This is a genomic window from Fortiea contorta PCC 7126, from assembly GCF_000332295.1.
Taxonomy (GTDB): Bacteria; Cyanobacteriota; Cyanobacteriia; order Cyanobacteriales; family Nostocaceae; genus Fortiea; species Fortiea contorta.
In genome coordinates, this window is the sequence record NZ_KB235930.1 from 4808930 (window position 1) to 4825614 (window position 16685).

The window sequence follows — 16685 nt, forward strand, 5'->3', positions numbered from 1 at the left end:
GGCAGAGGGCAGAAGGCAGAAGTCGCAAGAGTAGAAGTAATAATTTCAAACTTTGAGTTTGTTTAAACTAGCAACTAATATACTTTGCATTTCCTCAACTTCATTTAATAAAGGAGTGAAAAGATTTTTCTCTGCTAAATCTACTTCTTTAGCAATAATTAATTGCGTATCTAATTCTCTCAAAGAACCTAAAGCAATATGTAAAAACTGTATGTATTCTGGCTTTGAGCGTCTACCATAGCCTTCAGCAATGTTAGATGCTACAGATACAGAAGAACGCCGTATTTGGCTAGTTAAGCCATACAATTCTGATTGAGGAAATAGACGCGTAAACTTATAGCAATTAATGGCAAGTTGAACTGCCCTTTGCCAGATAAACTGATTTCTGTAGCTCATAACTAAGTTTGAAGTTTAAAGTCAAGAAAAAGTTTGAAGTACAAGAATTATATCCTTTAGGTTGCTAACAAGAATCGGCGCTCAAGTAAATCTATTTTGGCGCGACCATACATCTGTCGCTTTAACATTTTTAGCCGATTAATATGCCCTTCAACGGGGCCATTACTAACTGACATAGTTACACCTGCCTTCACCGCGTCGTAGTCTTCACGCAATCGTTTAGCAAAGCGACGAAAAGCAGTCAAATTACTACTGTCTGCAACCTTTAGCCACCGTTTAAGTTGTCTCGGCAGTCGCTGGCGCACAATTTGAGCGAAACCTTGAGCTAACTTGATGGCTTCTGCTAAATCTGGATGTTTTGCTCTAAGTAGTGCAATCAATTCTTGATCTTCTGGCTGTTGCGATTCCGGTTTCCGTAGCACCAGCCAGACTGCGCGACGAGGAGTGAGACAAAGTTTTTTGGGTTGAGTTACTTTTGGTAAAGACTTAACCGAATACCGTTTTCTTGGCTTGATTTCTTGGGCAGTACGGATACGTCGTGTGTAACGAGCTACGGTATCATAACTGCCTTTGTAACCCTGCTGTTGAATTTCCTTAAACAAAATTAAGCCTTCATGACAACCTTCATTCCAGCGTTTCAGGATATATTCATGGTACGGAACTAAGATACTTCGACCTTGGCTTCTTCGTCTGGTTGGTTCTGGCAAAGTAGGACTACCTAGATAGCGGAATACACTTGTCACACCAATTCCCATTTGACGGGCTATAGCTTTTCCACTCCAACCTTGGTGATGTAAATTCCACACTTGCTGATGGATAGCAAGTCGTCTGGCATGGTTTCGGTCTGCTAATTGTAGCGGCTGTTGTTCACGGCTTGGTCTTGGAACTCGCACAACTACAGTACCATCAGTTTGAGTTACTGATGAAAGACTGTATGCTTCATCAACAGCTTTGAGAGCTTGATGATGCGTAGCGAAAACTTGGTTCAGTGTTTCAGCTAAATTCTGCAATAAGTGAAAGCGGTCTGCAACTTGAATAGCTTCTGGCGCGCCTTGACGAATACCACTTTCATAAGTTTTTGACCGATCTCGTGAGACGATTTTGACACCAGGGTGTGCTTTTAACCATTCTGCCAAAGTTTCAGCTTTTGCATCTTTTAGTAGAGCGATTGGTCGGCTGCGTTCCAGGTCAATTAGTGCTGTGCCGTAAGTTTTACATTTACGAAAACAAAAGTCATCTACCCCAAGAGTATGTGGCGTTACGATTGGTGGTAGCGGGATTGAGCGGATTAAATTTAACAGTGTGTTGCCAGAAACTTTTATGCCCAATTGCTGTGAGAGTCTTACCCCTGCTGCACCACCATTAGCTAAAGCAATCGCACTCAGTCGTTGAGCTAAACGTATAGTTCTTCTCGCCCAAGGTTCGGTTACATTGGTCAATCTTTCTGTAAAAATGCGCCGTTTACACAAAGTATTGATACAAAAAAACTTTCTTACCCGTAACTGTAAGGTAATGCTGTAATCAGCCCAGGGTAAGTCTGCTAATAAGCGTTCATAGCGACTATGAATTTTGTGAGTTGGTTGATGACACACTGGACAATTAACTACTGTTCTAATTGCGGAAACAATCAACCAAATCTTCGTTTTTATCTCGTCAAGAAGGCAATCTTCAAGTCTCAGATTGCTTGAATCTGGTAATAGGTGAGTTAGCACCGACATAGAGCTTGCTGAGGCTTATTCCTCAAATGTTTGATGAAGTGAAGTTTGAAGTATCTCAATTATATCTTTCTGACTTCTGCCTTCTGCCCTCTGCCCTCTGCCTTCCCCCAACCAAGATCACCAAAAGTTGCCAAGACCCCACATTATTTGCAAATAAGCCGTACCCCTTGCTGTGATTGGGGTACAGCATTTATCGCCTCAAATGTGTCCAAATTATAAGAACTTTTACACCGGACATATATGTACATTTATTTAGATATAAATTGAACACTAATAAAACAAAAAAATTTTACATAGGGTATTTCTCGTTTTATCTAATTTCCCTCTGACGCATACAAGGGAATTCCCATTTTTAACATCTGGTCTCTCAAATCTTGGGTGCGACCAGGAGGTAACTGAGCGTGTATAAAAGAATTTACTTCACTTACTCGTATATTTAATAACTCAGCTAAGACTTTAGCATTGTAACCATGCCGAATTAAGCGGGGTTCTAAATCGTTAAGTCCTACGTTCAAGACAGCTTCAGCCATATCACGGGTGACAGGCTTAGTTGCTGCTTGATAAGCGTCTTCAAAAGCCCTCTGCAAATAATGTTCGATTTGCAATGGAGTAGTCAGTCGTTCTGCTAAAAATGCAATAGCTTCATTGGTAATCAAATCTTCAGGCAGATAATCATCGTGAATACACTCGCTCAAAAGCCATTTTATATACTCACTCTGATGTCCTCTAATACCTTCTAAACTAAAAATATTGGTTCTAGCACCAATCTCTTCCAAAGATGGTCGGCGCAAATCATTTTTCAATTTGGGATGTCCCAGCAGCACTACAGATAAAGTGCAACCATTCTGGCGTACCAATTCGATTAAACGCTTAATCTTGACTAACGTACTGTGACCGACTCGTTAGGAAAAAAATGGGTCACGGAGTAGCGACAAAAAAATTAGTCAGGCTTCATTACCCAGCGACTATCCACTAAGCCCGACAGATCACCCAGAAAGCCTGACTAATTTTTCAAGCCAGAGTTCGAGAGGTTCTACAAATAGTCTTGTAGTCCCAGTGATTAATCGCAGGGCTTCTAACCCTCCCCATTTTTTTTAAGAGGAACTTGGTGAGTCGGTGGTAAAGCATCCTTTTCTGTGCTTAAATCTAAAAACAAAGCACTCATCAAAACCCCGACGTTGACCAAATCTATTGTCAATTGCAAGGCAACGAGAAATAATTATGTCTTTTTCGGAGGACAATTCCAATTGCAGTCGTTGTAAAGTCGTTGTTTTACCACAACCAACAACACCTGTTATCGCAATCAAGCGACCTTGCCTAATTTGGGGTTTGAGTTCTTTGAATAGATTTGTCTGCTCTTGGGTCTCAAAATACCCCACATGATCTAAGGTACGTTTAAGACCAAAATAAGTCATGACATCACTCAACATCGCTCGTACCTGTAATGGGGTTAAAGAAATCTCGAATTTGTTTGATTACCTCCTGCTTATTGAGAGTAGTCACCAGCACCGCATCAATATAAGCCATCTGTTCTGAGGTAAGTTTTGCTAATGGGCGTGCCAAATAATCAGCGATCGCTAATTTGGCTGCAATCACTGTACTAAATGTCAATTCTTGAAATGGGTTAGGGTCAACAAAAGGCTGCACCTTTAGTTGGGTTGTATTACTCCCGAATTCTGGCTGATTGCCTTTACCAGTGACAGAGTTCGGTAGAGACAACTGTTTAGCCAAAGATTCAATTCGGTCAGCCCTATCTAAAGTTCGTGTTTTCTTGAAACTACGGTAGCGATGTAGGGGGATTGGGCCATCTACAGGCAGAAACGGCCCATAGCGACGTTCTTTGTGTTCTACGTACAGTTCGTTATCGAACAAGCCCCACCACAGAACAACAGTTTCTCCAGCCAAATCAGGCTCAACCTCATAAGCCACGCCCTCAACCGTAACGCGAGCATCGATGCCTACCTTACGGCGTTCGGGTGAGCGTGCAAATGTACAAAAACGTTCCCAATTACACATTTGACGGATGCCTAACTCAGGTAAATTGCTTACCCAGTCCTCCATCCGGGAATGAGGTTCGCTGCGATGGGGTCGGCTATTGTAATGGAGCAAAAACTTCATCAACCATGCATTCGCCTCGGCTTCGGTCTCCGGTTCATGCAGATGGTAAAGAGTTTCGTGCATTTCTTTAACAGTGCGAAACGGTCTTTCTACTTTCCCCTTAGAACGAGCCGTCACCCGTCGTCCATCCTTGCCATTAGGTAAATGGGTACGTACTTCAATCCCCAAATAACCCATAACTTTTTGAAACACCAAGCTCTTCGCAATGGGGCCATTGTCCATGTACAGCATTTGGGGAATGCCTTGAAAGGGAAAGTCTGTCTCTTTTTTGGGTGACATGGCGGCAAACATAAACCGCAGTGCTGCTTCCACATAGTGGACAAAATTTATACCTCAACGACACCACCATCTCACCACAATTCCGACAACTAGCCTGCAACTGTGTACCGCACAGATAACAAAACTTAGCCCTAACATTTCCCCACATCGGATCAGCAGCACCCCCAGGATTCCAACATTGGGGGCAAAACTTAATCACTGGCATTGCTACAACCTCTTCCCCCCTAACAACAGCCTGCAAATACTCAACCGGCACGGACAAAGCTAGCGCCAGCCCACTGAGAGTTTTATGGCTGAGTCTCATCGTCAGTCCCCGTTCAATCTTCCCCACAGACCGAGAATGAATACCAGCAGCATCGGCTAACTCAAACTGAGTTAAATTGAGTCCCTTCCTGATCCGCAAAACATAGTCAGCTAGGGATTCTCCATGTTTTGGTGTCTTAAAAGTATCCATAAAATGCTGTCAATGCTCTTATCTAAAGATATATAATTTATGAATAAATTACCTTGCTAAAAACACACTTTTTCCAGTGAAGCAAGCTGTCACATTAGCCACCGTTGCCGTCAAATTTTAGAACGGACTGGGCTAGCACCCAGTACCATCAAAACCTACGAAATAACTCTCTTGAGCTTACTAGCAGAGTATGGAAGTTGGTCAATCGAAATTATCAGTAAGCAAACATTGGTTGAGTATCTAGATACACTCTCACATTTAAAATACACAACCCACCACAAGCATCAAGCAATACTGCAAAGCCTATTTAACTTTGCCGTCGAGCAAGGGTATATAAAATCCAACCCAATTCGGGGATTAAAACAGCGTCCCCCACAACGAGAAAAAGGCGAACATAAAAGCGACGATACAATAAAATACCTAACACCCTCACAGCTAAATATACTCTACGAAGTAACCAAATATGACCTGCGGATGTCTGCAATAATTCATTTATTGCATCGCACAGGATGTAGAATTGGAGAGCTTTTAGCGCTGAATTTATCAGACCTAGATATCAAAAATCAAAAATTTCAGGTATTGGGAAAAGGAAACAAACAACGTTGGTGCTTTTATAGTGATGATGCAGCCGAATCCCTAGCTCAATATTTCCAGTACTCACGCCATAAAATATTAACGCACTCTTTACAGCACAACATCCAGTCACCCTCAAAGAGTGAGGGATCAGCCACCATCTAGTTGTTTTTGGCATTTTTTATGTTTTAAATATTACCTGAATGACCTTAATTGACCGGACTGCATATCCTAAATTCAAACAATTTCCTAACCCAAAAGAGCTTGCAGAGCTTTATACCCCACAAAGCGAAGAAATTAAGTTTGCAAAGTCCAAAACTAAGAGCCACGAAGGATTTCTTAGTTTTATGGTCATGCTAAAATCCTTCCAACGGCTTGGTTATTTTCCCCACCCCGAATTAGTACCAATTGCGGTTACCCGTCATCTACGGTCGTGTTTAAAGTTACAAGATTGGGTAAAAGCCATTCCATCCGAACGCCAACGCTACACTTATCTTCAGGCGATTCGGGATTATCTGAAAGTCAAACAGTATGATAAGGCAGGTCAAAGATTAATAGCCGCATTAGTTGCAGAAGCTGCCCAGGTAAAAGACCACCCTGCTGATTTAATCAATGTAGCCATTGAAGAATTAGTTAAAGAACGATACGAGTTACCAGCATTTAGTACCCTTGACCGATTAATTCGCCACATTCGTTCAATGGTCAATAATCGCTTGTTTGCACTTTGTTCTGAAGGGCTTTCCATCAACGAGCAGATTTATTTAGACCAATTGCTAGCGGTTACGAATAATGAGCTAGATGAAAATGCCACACTTAATTTACTGAAATCGCCACCTAAAAGTGCCAAACTTAGTGGGATAAAACTCCTACAAAGTAAGTTTGATATTCTTATGACCTTTGGTGATGCCAAGCGACTGCTACAAAGTATTGCTATCACCAAAGTTAGACATTTTGCAGCACAGGCTAGGGCTTTGGATATCTCGGAATTTCAAGATATTAATTTACCCAAACGTCGGACGTTGCTGTTATGTCTATTGTACGAGGCACAAGTTAACACCCGTGATTATCTTGTTGATATGTTTATTAAACGTATCCTCAAGATTCAAAATAATGCTAAACAGCGATTGCAGGAATGAAGCATTAAAGTTCGTGTTAGAAAATCAACACAAACGCGCCAAGTATTTACCTTTTGAGATTGATTTAGATTTTATTAGTAGTAACTGGCGTGCGCTAGTTGTAGAAGAAATTGATGGAACTGAGGTTTTGGTTCGTCAGCAGTTAGAAATTTGCATCTTTTCAAATCTAGCAACTGAATTTAAAACAGGAGATGCGTGTGTTGTGGGTTCATCAAGTTACGCCGATTTCCGCGAACAATTATTGAGTCATGCTGAATGCGAACCTTTGATAGAAGAATACTGTCGCTTATTTGAATTTCCTGCTAACCCAGATGACTTTGTTAAACACCTACAAGATAAATTAGCACAGGTAGCTTTCGTTGTAGATAATATTTGTGCGGTTGATAAACAATTCACTATCAATAAAGACGGAGAACCTGTACTTAAAAGAATCCCATCCCTAGCCCAAACGAATGAAGTGGAAGAATTAGAATCAAAAATTCGGGCTTTGATGCCGGAGCGCAGTATCTTAGAAATCCTTTGTAATGTTGAACATTGGTTGAACTGGACAAGGCATTTTGGTCTATTTTCAGGAAGCGAACCAAAAATATCTGATCCTGCTGAACGTTATATTTTTACTACCTTTAGCTACGGCTGTAATCTTGGCCCTAATCAGATGGCTCGTCATTCCCAAGGTGCAGTGACAAGTCACATGATTTCTTATACAAACCGTCGCCATATTAGTGCTGCCAAAATTGAAGCTGCAATTCGGGATATTATCAATACGTACAACCGTTTTAGTTTACCATCTTGTTGGGGTACAGGTAAAAAGGCTGCTGCTGACGGAAGCAAGTTTGAGATATACGAGAATAATTTACACAGCGAGTATCACATCCGCTACGGCGGTTACGGTGGTATCGCCTATCACCATGTCTCTGATAAATATATTGCTTTGTTTACCCACTTTATCACCTGTGGTGTGTGGGAGGCTGTCTATATTTTGGATGGGCTGTTGAAAAATCTATCAGATATTCAACCTGATACTTTGCACGCAGATACTCAAGGTCAATCTGGGCCTGTGTTTGCTATTTCCTATCTTCTCGGTATCAAATTGATGCCGCGTATCCGTAACTGGAAGGATTTAACTTTTGTTCGCCCCAGCGCAGATGTTACCTACAAGTATATCGAACCGTTGTTTAAGGGCGTGGTCAATTGGAATTTAATCAAGACTCATTGGTATGACATGATACGTGTAGTACTGTCAATTAAGGCAGGTAAGGTGATGCCTTCGACGCTTCTACGTAAGTTGGGTAGCTATAGTAAGAAAAATCGACTTTATCAAGCTTTTCTTGAGTTGGGCAAGGTAGTGCGAACAATGTTTTTGCTCGACTATGTTTCTAATGTGGCTCTTCGGCATGAGATTACAGCGATAACGAATATTGTGGAGATGTACAATGCTTTTCTTGACTGGGTGTTCTTCGGTAAGCTGGGAGCGATTACTGAAAATGATCCTATTGAGCAGGAAAAGCGGCTGAAATATCTTGATTTGGTAGCAAGCGCAGTTATTTTGCAGAATACGGTTGATATGTCGTTGGCTATCCAAACGTTGATGTCACAGGGAGAATTGATTCCCATGCGACACCTTGCAGCAATGAGTCCATACATAACAAGACATATCAAAAGATACGGTGACTATGTGGTGAATTTACACAATATCCCCCAACCATTGGAGGCTGCTATTAATCTTCCACCAGAAATCTTTGAAACGTAGATATAGCAACGGTTTCCAGACCATCTTGCAGGTTTTTACACGTATCTCGGCTCAATACCTAGAAGTCTTATACTTCCCATCTCAGAATAAAGATGTGGGTTGTGGTCTTCTGCTGCCTTGGTAGGACTCCACAAGACCAAAACTTTTGCTGTCGGTGTTTTTGTTACCTCTTTTGAGGTCATTCCGAACAAAGCTCTATTTTTAGTGACCCATCTCTCATAATCCGATAGCTCAACTAATGGGCAGGGTTTCCAGGTAGTTAAACCATTCTTACCTTTCTTTTTTACCTGTAGAATTTCCCGTTTTTCGTTGTAGACCACCTCACTATCTCCCCGCGAACGAATAGAGATGATCAGGTGTGCCTTTTTGGGAAACCTGATAAACAAGTCAATAGGATTTTGTTCTTCTACCTTCAGCACCGGAAAGACTTGTATACCTTCGCTTTTAAACTCTTGTAAAAGTAGAGTTATTAATTTTTCCAGTCGTGCAAGTTTTTCAACTCGGATCAACGGCTTGTAAGCCAACGCAAAAAGAACCCAGCCTAACGGATGAACCATGCCGCCCGATGCCAGTGCAGCACCACTAGCAACTAGAGCAACAGTGGACTCATAGTCTTTCCCCTCCCTAATTCTTTCTAGCGCCGCTTCGTTGTGCGGTGGGAGTTGAAAATCGGTTGGTGGGTCTTTCACTGTAGTCATTGGCGACTTGAAAAATTAATAACGTGAAATAGCACGAACTGTACTGATCTTAATGTTTGACATTGCATTTTTGAACCAATAGCCATCTGTTTGATTCTTTATCGAGTGCTGGCAGTAGGCGAAAGTTAAAAACATCCTCCCATACCTCTACACCATATCGAGAAGCAAAATTAATTTCGAGAGTTTTGAACTGTTCCCAGGAGCGATCGCCGATTGCCGTCAGCATAGGGATGATCGCAGTGATTGGTATTTGGGTAGCTGTTTCACTCATCTGGGTAATCCTCAAAAATACAAATTATTGGTAACGGTTCGTCTTCTGTGTCGATAATTTCGACTAATCGCTTTCCTTTTCTTTTAGCAAGCCTTCTGCAACGTTCTTCAGATGCGGCGGCTGACCAATCCCTAGTCTCTGTTAGTGGGTCGAATTTCCCTTTAGATCGCTTTATATCTGGCTTGCTTTCTTCAGTCATTCTCCCCCTTTACCTTTTTGCCCTTGGGTGTAGAGGAAGGTTGCTCATGCTTCGCTAGCCAAAGGCTAATTGCTTCATCTAGTGCATCACTTTGGGTCATTTGCAAGGCAGTGCAAGCGATTTTAAAGCTTAAAGCCTTGTCTTTTGGTATGTATCCGCTAACCTGAGCGAAATTTGGATCGTCTCGTCTTGTTGCCACATTACTGTTTTCTATTTGTTCTGAAAACATTTTGGCATTACCTCAAGCTAATTAGTTAATCATTACTTCATGAAGTAATGAAGTAATGCTATCATATCACTAGCAAGCCAAAAACAGTCACCAAACAAAGGCGATAGAAGCTAGAAAGTGACGCTACGGCAAGCCAAAAACTATATATGTGGATTAAGGGTTATTTAATTCCAAAAATTCTCCAAACCCACAAAAATCAAGACTTTTACCAAACAACAGAACAATGACTTCCGCTATCTTGAATGCCAAAAATTGGCTTGTTCAAGCAGACTTGCTTGCCAATTCCGGGCTAACTGACCTCAACGCGGGTAAAGACCCTGGTGCAGGGTATGGGAAGGCAATCATAGGTGATTTTTGCATCATGATGCCTGCCGCCTACTCAGTAGTTCGCAACCGTAACATCTACCTTCACGAAACAATTTCAAAAGATGGCTGCTGGGTTCGTTATATCGAAGGTTCACGCAAAGACTTAAAAGATGTTCAATTTTTTTGGGGAAGTGCAGCGATCGCAAAACTTGACCATACCCTACTACATGACGACAAAGCCAAAAAAGCAGAACTGGCATTAGAAAGCATCCTTGCAGACTTAGCAGTTCTCAATATCCCCGACGGTATGAAACTTTCAATCAGCTTGAGTAACCACAACCCAGAACGCTGGTCTTCTGAAATTAAACGCAGAGTGCAAGGTACTCATACCTTCCAGCACAAACACCCCGTAACCCGTGAGATTGTCACCAAGACGGTTGAAATTGTAGTCACAGGCATTTATCCAGAAGGCTATGGGAGCATCGCCTACTGCTTATTTGGGGAAGCCTCATTAGCCCTAGAAGAATCAGAGATTGCTATCGCCCTTGATATCGGTTCATCGACTTGGCTAGGCACAGTTTTTAATGGCAACGGTGCAGTTATAGACCAACATTTGATTGAGGGTGGATGTGGGCAACTGCATTCGATGATTGCAGAAGCTCTCGACAAACGAAACGACCAAATAAGCTTGATTACTAAGGACGTAAAACACTCACCCACATTAGTTAATCAAGGGATTTTAGAAGGCACTTTTACATACGGAGGTAATCACCTTACAGGCAAGAATTTTGAAATTGAATATGCCCAATGTTTGGATGAATGGTGGTCGAATCGCATTGAAAAATTCGCTAACTTTGTTACTTCTGGCAACTATTTAGACCGTGCAAAATACTTGGTTGCTTGGGGCGGTGGTGTCTCCCTGCCAGTAGTGGTTCAAAATCTTGCTGAATTGGGATTCGTGGTTTTAGAAAATCCTCAATTCATCAATGCTTTTGGCTTAAAGCTATTAACAGAAATATCCACAGGAGCTTAATTAATGAACTACGAATCTCGGCGTATAACCATCTCGTACTTAGCGGTTATTGAATTGTGTCAAATGTTCAATATCCCCCAAGATGCGCCAACCCAAGCCCTTAGTGCAGCAGTAGAAAAGCTGATTTTCTCCGGTGGTATTGGTGTACAGACCCCTCCAAAAACTCAGAATTCTCCATCAACACCAACAGCAATTCAACCGAATAAGACCGGACTAGCAAACATGGCTTCTCAGTTTAAGGGAGTGGCTTCATGAATAACTTAAGCAGAGTCTATGACTCAACCCTACTAACCAATTCCAAGGTCTATCAAATAGACCGAACCCTGTACCAATACCTGTACAAAACAGGCACAATCCAGCATCCAAAGTACCACTTTCGCCCTCTAGCTGGACAACGAAATAAAGCTGATTTATTGCTCAATCACAAGGCTTTAACTACTCATTGTTATGAAGTGGCAGGGATGAGTACCAATGCTTCAGTTATCAGTCAAGAATCACTGCAATTATCAATTTTTTGAGGTGAATTATGAACACTCAACCACTACCAGAATTAATTGCACAAGCCCAACAATTAGTAATCCAAATTCGGCAGCATCCACAGTATCAAAGGTTGAATTTTGATTGTGATGTAACCCTTGGGGACGTAAGCCAATTTTTCAATACTCTGCAATGGTCAGCCACAGCTTCAACTGTGGATGTTTCAAGGGAAGGATTTTTTCAGTGATGGGAGAGCGACCGCTTGACTGGACACCGAGCGATCGCACCCACAGATGTATCTCCGCCAATGAAGAATACACTACACAAGGATTGTAAATCATGACGAAACCGCTTGGATATTACTGCGCTCTAACACCTGGAGATGGAACCTATTTAGACTGGTTACAAGATACTTATGGTTCTTGCCTTGAAGGGATTAATCGCATTGAAAAACTGCATTTTTTGAAAGCGATAACTGACAATTTAATAGCTGCTGAAATTGCTACACAAGGACAATATTTATTAGAAGAATCAGCCCAAACAATTCAAAAGCTTCAAGAGGATTTGTACCAGTACACTCCAATAGGCGACCACTTAGGATTAGCAGAAGCAATCATCAATCAACTTAAGACTCAATAATGAAATACCAAAAACAAGCCATGCTGGGGCTATTGGGTTTGGGTTTAATTGCTGCACCTATGTTCATTAAATTGCCTCAGCAGTTCTACACTTTTTCTGCTGTGTCGGACTTAGAAGCCAGAGAATCGGTTGAACGCTCACGCATCGAACAACGCAAATTGACCAGTGACAAACTAAATGAAACTGGCATATTACCGACCAGTTTAAAACTCAGAATCAGAGGCTATTTAGACAACCCAAAACGCAACCCAAGACCCGATACCAGCTATTACCAAGAAGATGAGCAAGTTTACGTTTATGACTCTTCTGGTCGCTGCATAGGGCAGATAGCAGAACGGCGTTGGCTTTGGAAGTATCACTACAAAAATGTCTGCAAATTATCCCCTCAAATGGAGTCAAGTAAATCATGAAAAGTGCAGAGTATAAGCCACCCTCTGATTCAAACTCGACAGCTGCAACTTCCCCAAAAACCAGCAATAAAAGAGTAACTAATTACGCAGAAATCCTAGCGCAATGGATTGTTGATATCATTGCCCTGCCCGTCACCTTCATTACCCATATCTTTGTCCAGTTCGTCACCCCTGGTTCATCCGGTACAAAAATACTCGGTGCAATGGGTTTCTTTCTTGGCACACTTCTGAGTGCTGATGGAATTTGGCAGACACTCTTTCAAGGAATCCCGATGTTCGCGTGGTTTGAAAAAACTTGGATTGGCTGGTTTGGATGGTTAACGCTCCCGTTTAATCTATTTTTCTGGCTGGCATTGGGAATTTCGGCTTTAGTTCAAGTGATGGAAGCCCGGAGTTTACGGGGTAAACGCCCAGACCAAGCCAGAAGTGAGTTTGAGGAATCGAAACAGTACACCCTTGGCAGTAAACCCACCGGGAATATTGACCTGACTACCGCCCTGTGGCGTGATTACAAAGTGGCTGGCATGAAAGAACGTCATGCTGGAGGTGCAATCGCACTGTTCTTTTGGATATTCGATTTAACCACAACCTTTGTAGGTCGTAACCCATTTGCCTACACCGACCCTGGACAAATTTTGGGGTGTTTGGCTTACAACTTCACCACCATGATGGCAGGGGAGATTGGGTACACAATTTGGCGACTAACTAAATAAGTAAGCAATTCATAGCCCTCTGCCTGCAAGGGTAGAGGGCTTTTAGTAGGAGGATAAATTATGGAATTTTCACCCGATATTCATCAACCAGTACCGCAACTCGCTACAAAGGAAACTGCCCCACTGAGGGCTGACTATCCTTGCATTGAACACCTGGAAGCGGGTAACATCGCCCCTTGGCTAGTAGAAAGGCTGGATCAATTGTTAGTTCGTGCCAAAACTGAAAGGGCAGGAATGAACTTAGCCAAATGCGTTACTTTAGCAACGGCATCAATCGGGGCGGTTTGCTATGCCACCTCTCCACTGGCCCCCATCGGTGCGCTAGTTGCAGGACTGGGTTACGCTTGGTCAGTAGTGCAAGATATGACTGATTCCCACTGCTTTGCACCCATACCATTTGTGCGGGGTAACTTCCTAGAATTCTTGGCTGCAATGGGTGACAGTGAAGCAAGAGCCGAATGGTTCGCTGGCTCGAATGAAATTGTGGATTTGATGAACCACCTTGCACCCCTAGAGCGTAGTGAGTTTGTGATGCTGCGGCAGTACACCAGCACCTTAACCGATTTTTTAACGGGCGTAGAAGCAGGCAAGCGGTTCTATGCTTACAGGTGGTTGCTGGACAACTTCACCACCTACAGAGGCGCGTTTCCCACTGTTGAGCAGTTATGCAAACATCTGGCACAGGTAGCCCCCGACCCCAGAATTAACCATGCACAAGTGACTTTAATTCAGCAACAATCCCAACTGCCACAGCCAAAACTACCTGAACCCAAGTTTGTTGAACTGCCACAACCAAAGTTTATAGAGTTGCCCAGTTCCTCACAGTCTGAACCGACTCTAGTCCAGAATCAAGCACCAGACCTTAAATCAGTGTTGACACTGCCACTTCACAGCAGGGCGATCGCAATTATCGATGCACTAACCAACAGTGGTTTTGACATTGCCAAGTGCATTCGTGACCAAATCACGGTGATTGCTGGTAATCAGCGAGGTGGTAAGGGTACGCTCATGGCGATTTTAGCCATCCTCAGTAAAGCACTTGAGCCAAACACCAAAATTCACTATTTCACCGCCGGGGACGACGTGTACCCGTTTGCCTGCCATCGCCTAGTGTGCAGACTTAGTTACCCGCAATTGGAAGGTGCAAAGGCTGATGCTCTTGTTGCAGGCGATTTGTACCAATATTTAAGGGAAATGGACAATGCCAACCAAAATAGTTACACAGATATTATTTTGGTGATTGATGAAGCTGTGGCGTTGTCTGATTACCTCAGCGATGAGCAGAAGCAATGGATCATCCGCTTCCTGTTCACTCGCGCCAGCAAGAAGGGCGCTCAAATTTTCGTGGTGTTGCATGGTAAAAATCTTACTTCTTGGGTGGGGACGAAAAACACCGCAGGTTTTGGCGATACTTTCAAAAGTGGGGCTACATTTATTGGTTGTGAGGCTACTAGTAAAAAGCTGTCGCCGCTTAAATCAATCTCACTGGCCACTGGGCGGTACTTCTTGGCAGACCCAGACAGTTTTGATAAGCCAGTATTAGGCGGTGAAATTGGCACGATTCCAGATTGGCTAAAAACACAGGTTAATCCCCCCTGACGAGTGAACAACTGGCTGGCATTGTCAGGCAGATGGTGGATAAGAAGATGTCGCAGACTCAAATTATTCAATCCCTGTGGGGAGTGGAGAAAAACGGTAAGGGCTGGAAGCAGGCTTATACCGAATACAAAGAACTGTTTCCATGAGCCATGCCGCTCCTGCCATAACCAGAAGCAGAACGTTACATCAGCGTTCTGCTTTTTTATTAGCTATCTAGGTAATCTGGCAGAAAAAAATCAGCTAGTTCAACAACTTAATTTTCTGATGAACCAGGCGCTCGCACCAGGGCGAACGCATCTTAATTGCTAATAAGAATCGAAAAGCAAATTCAAATATCTAAAATAAAGCCAATTAACTTAAATAAATAGTAAATGTAAATCCTGGTAAAAGTTCAGATATTAAAAACTTATAGTTCGCCATAAAGATGTAATTTTAAATCAACAATTAGCAGAAAGTTGGCAACACTAATTAGATGACTGCAACCCAGATATAAAATTAGTTACAGCCTGATTCAAGTTCTGTTAAATTAGCTTTAAGTTAAGGAAAGCAATCTAGTTAAATAGTGATTATCCATAGCAGCTAGAAATTGTTTGTTTTTTACTCCTACCTTCACTCGTTTCTCTTTACCCAATAGATTAACTGCAATGTGGCGCAAAACTGCAAAATTTTGTGGTGCGTTATCTTTTCTTATGCGGCAGTCATCTTCGTTTAATGCTACATCCAAGATCCAATGTAGTGAATTTTCTATTCCCCAATGGCTGCGAATAGAACTAGCAAACTTTTGGGCATTATCTTCTAGGCTACTAATAAAATAACGGGTTTCTACAGTTGTCTCGCCATCTAATTCCCGTACAGACTCCACCATGCCTATGCTATTTAATTTTGCCCAGGCTGAATCTGGGTCAAGCTTTTCTCCAATATTAGATATCATTAGATAATGACGAATTTCGTGACGACCATGACCAAATTCTTCTGTTTTATACGTGCTATGCTTTAAATCCTTGGAAGCCTGTTCTTATTCCTTTCATTGATAGTTTTTTCTACTTCATCATAAAAGATTTCCTTTGATTTTTTTTTAAGGTAATTACATAGTCTGCATCTTGCTGGGCAATTACTTTCACAATATTTTTTTGACAGCCGATTGCATCTATTGTCACAATACATCCAGACAGTTCTAACACCTTTAATAATTCTGGAATTGCTGTATTTTCATTGGAATGAGAATCTACTTTTACCTGCCCCAATACCATTCTATTGGTCGTCGCCCAAGCACTAACTATTTCGATGGCACTTTGCCCAGATACTTTATCGTTAGAACCACATAGAGTCTTACCGTCAATTGCTACTATTTCTTCTGATGTTATCTTCTGTATTGTTCTCATCCATGACAGAAAACATTCTTGGAACTGTTGGGGGTCTAATTGGGCGAATACTCTTGCAAATGTATCGTGTGATGGTATCCCATTTGGTAGCTCTAAAAATGTTTTTAACCACTCATATTTCGTGCAGCCATACAGTTCAATCGCTACCCAACTATCTGCTCCACAAATTACTGCACAGATGGCAATGGTGAGAATGTCAATTAACTTGTGCCTTTTTGTGCGATCTACTCGTGGATCTTCCATCTTTGCAAAATGATCAGTAATAGTGATTTTGGGCTTGAGCTTCACGCTTTTTTAGGCTTGAT

At 42.1% G+C, this 16685-nt stretch carries 19 protein-coding genes and 3 pseudogenes; 10 read left to right on the forward strand and 12 right to left on the reverse strand.

Annotation, left to right across the window (positions count from 1 at the left end):
* Positions 1–45: 45 nt before the first annotated feature.
* The 6 genes and pseudogenes from MIC7126_RS0122400 to MIC7126_RS28140 all read right to left on the reverse strand — a co-directional run.
* Positions 46–396, reverse strand: coding sequence for a four helix bundle protein (locus MIC7126_RS0122400; RefSeq protein WP_017655391.1), 351 nt, complete (start codon positions 394–396; stop codon positions 46–48).
* Positions 397–452: 56 nt separating this feature from the next.
* A complete protein-coding gene (locus MIC7126_RS0122405; RefSeq protein ID WP_017655392.1) occupies positions 453–2114 on the reverse strand; it encodes an ISL3 family transposase in 1662 nt (553 codons plus the stop codon).
* A gap of 314 nt (positions 2115–2428) precedes the next feature.
* Positions 2429–2971, reverse strand: a complete 543-nt coding sequence (locus tag MIC7126_RS28715; RefSeq protein WP_154655952.1) for a hypothetical protein — start codon at positions 2969–2971, stop codon at positions 2429–2431.
* A 237-nt stretch (positions 2972–3208) separates the two neighbouring features.
* Entirely contained in the window at positions 3209–3544 is a 336-nt protein-coding gene (locus MIC7126_RS28720; RefSeq protein ID WP_051050411.1) for a hypothetical protein, read from the reverse strand.
* Positions 3534–4541, reverse strand: a pseudogene (locus tag MIC7126_RS28135) (IS481 family transposase); the annotation flags it as partial. The gene MIC7126_RS28720 and the pseudogene MIC7126_RS28135, both read right to left, overlap by 11 nt.
* A 58-nt stretch (positions 4542–4599) precedes the next feature.
* Positions 4600–4965: pseudogene (locus tag MIC7126_RS28140) on the reverse strand (helix-turn-helix domain-containing protein); the annotation flags it as partial.
* A gap of 171 nt (positions 4966–5136) precedes the next feature.
* Between MIC7126_RS28140 and MIC7126_RS28145 the strand changes: the two are divergent.
* From MIC7126_RS28145 to MIC7126_RS28150, 3 genes are read left to right on the forward strand one after another with little or no spacing between them, the layout of a single operon-like run.
* Entirely contained in the window at positions 5137–5703 is a 567-nt protein-coding gene (locus MIC7126_RS28145; protein WP_338010323.1) for a tyrosine-type recombinase/integrase, read from the forward strand.
* A 38-nt stretch (positions 5704–5741) separates the two neighbouring features.
* Entirely contained in the window at positions 5742–6674 is a 933-nt protein-coding gene (locus MIC7126_RS32480; protein ID WP_420795558.1) for a DUF4158 domain-containing protein, read from the forward strand.
* Entirely contained in the window at positions 6649–8424 is a 1776-nt protein-coding gene (locus MIC7126_RS28150) for a Tn3 family transposase (protein WP_420795559.1), read from the forward strand. The genes MIC7126_RS32480 and MIC7126_RS28150 overlap by 26 nt, the downstream gene beginning before the upstream one ends.
* A 35-nt stretch (positions 8425–8459) precedes the next feature.
* On the opposite strand, the gene MIC7126_RS0122435 is transcribed toward MIC7126_RS28150, so the two are convergent.
* The 4 genes from MIC7126_RS0122435 to MIC7126_RS0122450 are packed head-to-tail and all read right to left on the reverse strand — an operon-like array spanning position 8460 to position 9821.
* Positions 8460–9122: a hypothetical protein gene (locus MIC7126_RS0122435; RefSeq protein ID WP_017655395.1), complete on the reverse strand. Its 663-nt coding sequence runs from the start codon at positions 9120–9122 to the stop codon at positions 8460–8462.
* Between the two features lie 49 nt (positions 9123–9171).
* Positions 9172–9393, reverse strand: coding sequence for a hypothetical protein (locus tag MIC7126_RS0122440; protein WP_017655396.1), 222 nt, complete (start codon positions 9391–9393; stop codon positions 9172–9174).
* Positions 9386–9592 carry a hypothetical protein gene (locus MIC7126_RS0122445; protein ID WP_017655397.1) on the reverse strand — a complete coding sequence of 69 codons (207 nt, stop codon included), beginning with the start codon at positions 9590–9592 and terminating at the stop codon, positions 9386–9388. The genes MIC7126_RS0122440 and MIC7126_RS0122445 overlap by 8 nt, the downstream gene beginning before the upstream one ends.
* A complete protein-coding gene (locus MIC7126_RS0122450; RefSeq protein WP_017655398.1) occupies positions 9585–9821 on the reverse strand; it encodes a hypothetical protein in 237 nt (78 codons plus the stop codon). The genes MIC7126_RS0122445 and MIC7126_RS0122450 overlap by 8 nt, the downstream gene beginning before the upstream one ends.
* 223 nt (positions 9822–10044) lie before the next feature.
* Here MIC7126_RS0122450 and MIC7126_RS0122460 point away from each other — a divergent pair, with 223 nt between their 5' ends.
* From MIC7126_RS0122460 to MIC7126_RS0122470, 3 genes are read left to right on the forward strand one after another with little or no spacing between them, the layout of a single operon-like run.
* Positions 10045–11160, forward strand: a complete 1116-nt coding sequence (locus MIC7126_RS0122460) for a ParM/StbA family protein (RefSeq protein WP_017655399.1) — start codon at positions 10045–10047, stop codon at positions 11158–11160.
* A gap of 3 nt (positions 11161–11163) precedes the next feature.
* The gene (locus MIC7126_RS0122465) at positions 11164–11415 is read left to right on the forward strand and encodes a hypothetical protein (protein WP_017655400.1); all 252 of its coding nucleotides are present in this window, start codon (positions 11164–11166) and stop codon (positions 11413–11415) included.
* Positions 11412–11678, forward strand: a complete 267-nt coding sequence (locus MIC7126_RS0122470; protein WP_017655401.1) for a hypothetical protein — start codon at positions 11412–11414, stop codon at positions 11676–11678. Before MIC7126_RS0122465 ends, MIC7126_RS0122470 begins: the two co-directional genes overlap by 4 nt.
* A 138-nt stretch (positions 11679–11816) precedes the next feature.
* Here the strand turns inward: MIC7126_RS0122470 and MIC7126_RS30715 are convergent, their stop codons facing one another.
* Complete coding sequence (locus tag MIC7126_RS30715; protein WP_154655954.1) at positions 11817–11978, reverse strand: hypothetical protein; 162 nt, start codon at positions 11976–11978, stop codon at positions 11817–11819.
* On the opposite strand from MIC7126_RS30715, the gene MIC7126_RS0122480 reads away from it, so the two are divergent.
* The 4 genes from MIC7126_RS0122480 to MIC7126_RS28155 are packed head-to-tail and all read left to right on the forward strand — an operon-like array spanning position 11977 to position 14998.
* The gene (locus tag MIC7126_RS0122480) at positions 11977–12276 is read left to right on the forward strand and encodes a hypothetical protein (protein WP_017655403.1); all 300 of its coding nucleotides are present in this window, start codon (positions 11977–11979) and stop codon (positions 12274–12276) included. The genes MIC7126_RS30715 and MIC7126_RS0122480 overlap by 2 nt on opposite strands.
* Complete coding sequence (locus MIC7126_RS0122485; RefSeq protein ID WP_017655404.1) at positions 12276–12686, forward strand: hypothetical protein; 411 nt, start codon at positions 12276–12278, stop codon at positions 12684–12686. The genes MIC7126_RS0122480 and MIC7126_RS0122485 overlap by 1 nt, the downstream gene beginning before the upstream one ends.
* The gene (locus MIC7126_RS0122490) at positions 12683–13399 is read left to right on the forward strand and encodes a hypothetical protein (protein ID WP_017655405.1); all 717 of its coding nucleotides are present in this window, start codon (positions 12683–12685) and stop codon (positions 13397–13399) included. Before MIC7126_RS0122485 ends, MIC7126_RS0122490 begins: the two co-directional genes overlap by 4 nt.
* Positions 13400–13459: 60 nt before the next feature.
* Positions 13460–14998, forward strand: a complete 1539-nt coding sequence (locus MIC7126_RS28155) for a hypothetical protein (RefSeq protein WP_017655406.1) — start codon at positions 13460–13462, stop codon at positions 14996–14998.
* 532 nt (positions 14999–15530) lie between these two features.
* On the opposite strand, the pseudogene MIC7126_RS28160 reads toward MIC7126_RS28155, so the two are convergent.
* A pseudogene (locus MIC7126_RS28160) lies at positions 15531–16668 on the reverse strand (ISAs1 family transposase).
* Positions 16669–16685 lie beyond the last annotated feature (17 nt).

Excerpts from the sequence above, each read along its gene's own strand:
- MIC7126_RS0122400 (WP_017655391.1), bottom strand. The coding sequence starts at position 396 with ATGAGCTACAGAAATCAGTTTATCTGGCAAAGGGCAGTTCAACTTGCC.
- MIC7126_RS0122405 (WP_017655392.1), bottom strand. The coding sequence starts at position 2,114 with ATGTCGGTGCTAACTCACCTATTACCAGATTCAAGCAATCTGAGACTT.
- MIC7126_RS28720 (WP_051050411.1), bottom strand. The coding sequence starts at position 3,544 with ATGTTGAGTGATGTCATGACTTATTTTGGTCTTAAACGTACCTTAGAT.
- MIC7126_RS32480 (WP_420795558.1), top strand. The coding sequence starts at position 5,742 with ATGACCTTAATTGACCGGACTGCATATCCTAAATTCAAACAATTTCCT.
- MIC7126_RS28150 (WP_420795559.1), top strand. The coding sequence starts at position 6,649 with ATGCTAAACAGCGATTGCAGGAATGAAGCATTAAAGTTCGTGTTAGAA.
- MIC7126_RS0122435 (WP_017655395.1), bottom strand. The coding sequence starts at position 9,122 with ATGACTACAGTGAAAGACCCACCAACCGATTTTCAACTCCCACCGCAC.
- MIC7126_RS0122440 (WP_017655396.1), bottom strand. The coding sequence starts at position 9,393 with ATGAGTGAAACAGCTACCCAAATACCAATCACTGCGATCATCCCTATG.
- MIC7126_RS0122445 (WP_017655397.1), bottom strand. The coding sequence starts at position 9,592 with ATGACTGAAGAAAGCAAGCCAGATATAAAGCGATCTAAAGGGAAATTC.
- MIC7126_RS0122450 (WP_017655398.1), bottom strand. The coding sequence starts at position 9,821 with ATGTTTTCAGAACAAATAGAAAACAGTAATGTGGCAACAAGACGAGAC.
- MIC7126_RS0122460 (WP_017655399.1), top strand. The coding sequence starts at position 10,045 with ATGACTTCCGCTATCTTGAATGCCAAAAATTGGCTTGTTCAAGCAGAC.
- MIC7126_RS0122465 (WP_017655400.1), top strand. The coding sequence starts at position 11,164 with ATGAACTACGAATCTCGGCGTATAACCATCTCGTACTTAGCGGTTATT.
- MIC7126_RS0122470 (WP_017655401.1), top strand. The coding sequence starts at position 11,412 with ATGAATAACTTAAGCAGAGTCTATGACTCAACCCTACTAACCAATTCC.
- MIC7126_RS0122480 (WP_017655403.1), top strand. The coding sequence starts at position 11,977 with ATGACGAAACCGCTTGGATATTACTGCGCTCTAACACCTGGAGATGGA.
- MIC7126_RS30715 (WP_154655954.1), bottom strand. The coding sequence starts at position 11,978 with ATGATTTACAATCCTTGTGTAGTGTATTCTTCATTGGCGGAGATACAT.
- MIC7126_RS0122485 (WP_017655404.1), top strand. The coding sequence starts at position 12,276 with ATGAAATACCAAAAACAAGCCATGCTGGGGCTATTGGGTTTGGGTTTA.
- MIC7126_RS0122490 (WP_017655405.1), top strand. The coding sequence starts at position 12,683 with ATGAAAAGTGCAGAGTATAAGCCACCCTCTGATTCAAACTCGACAGCT.
- MIC7126_RS28155 (WP_017655406.1), top strand. The coding sequence starts at position 13,460 with ATGGAATTTTCACCCGATATTCATCAACCAGTACCGCAACTCGCTACA.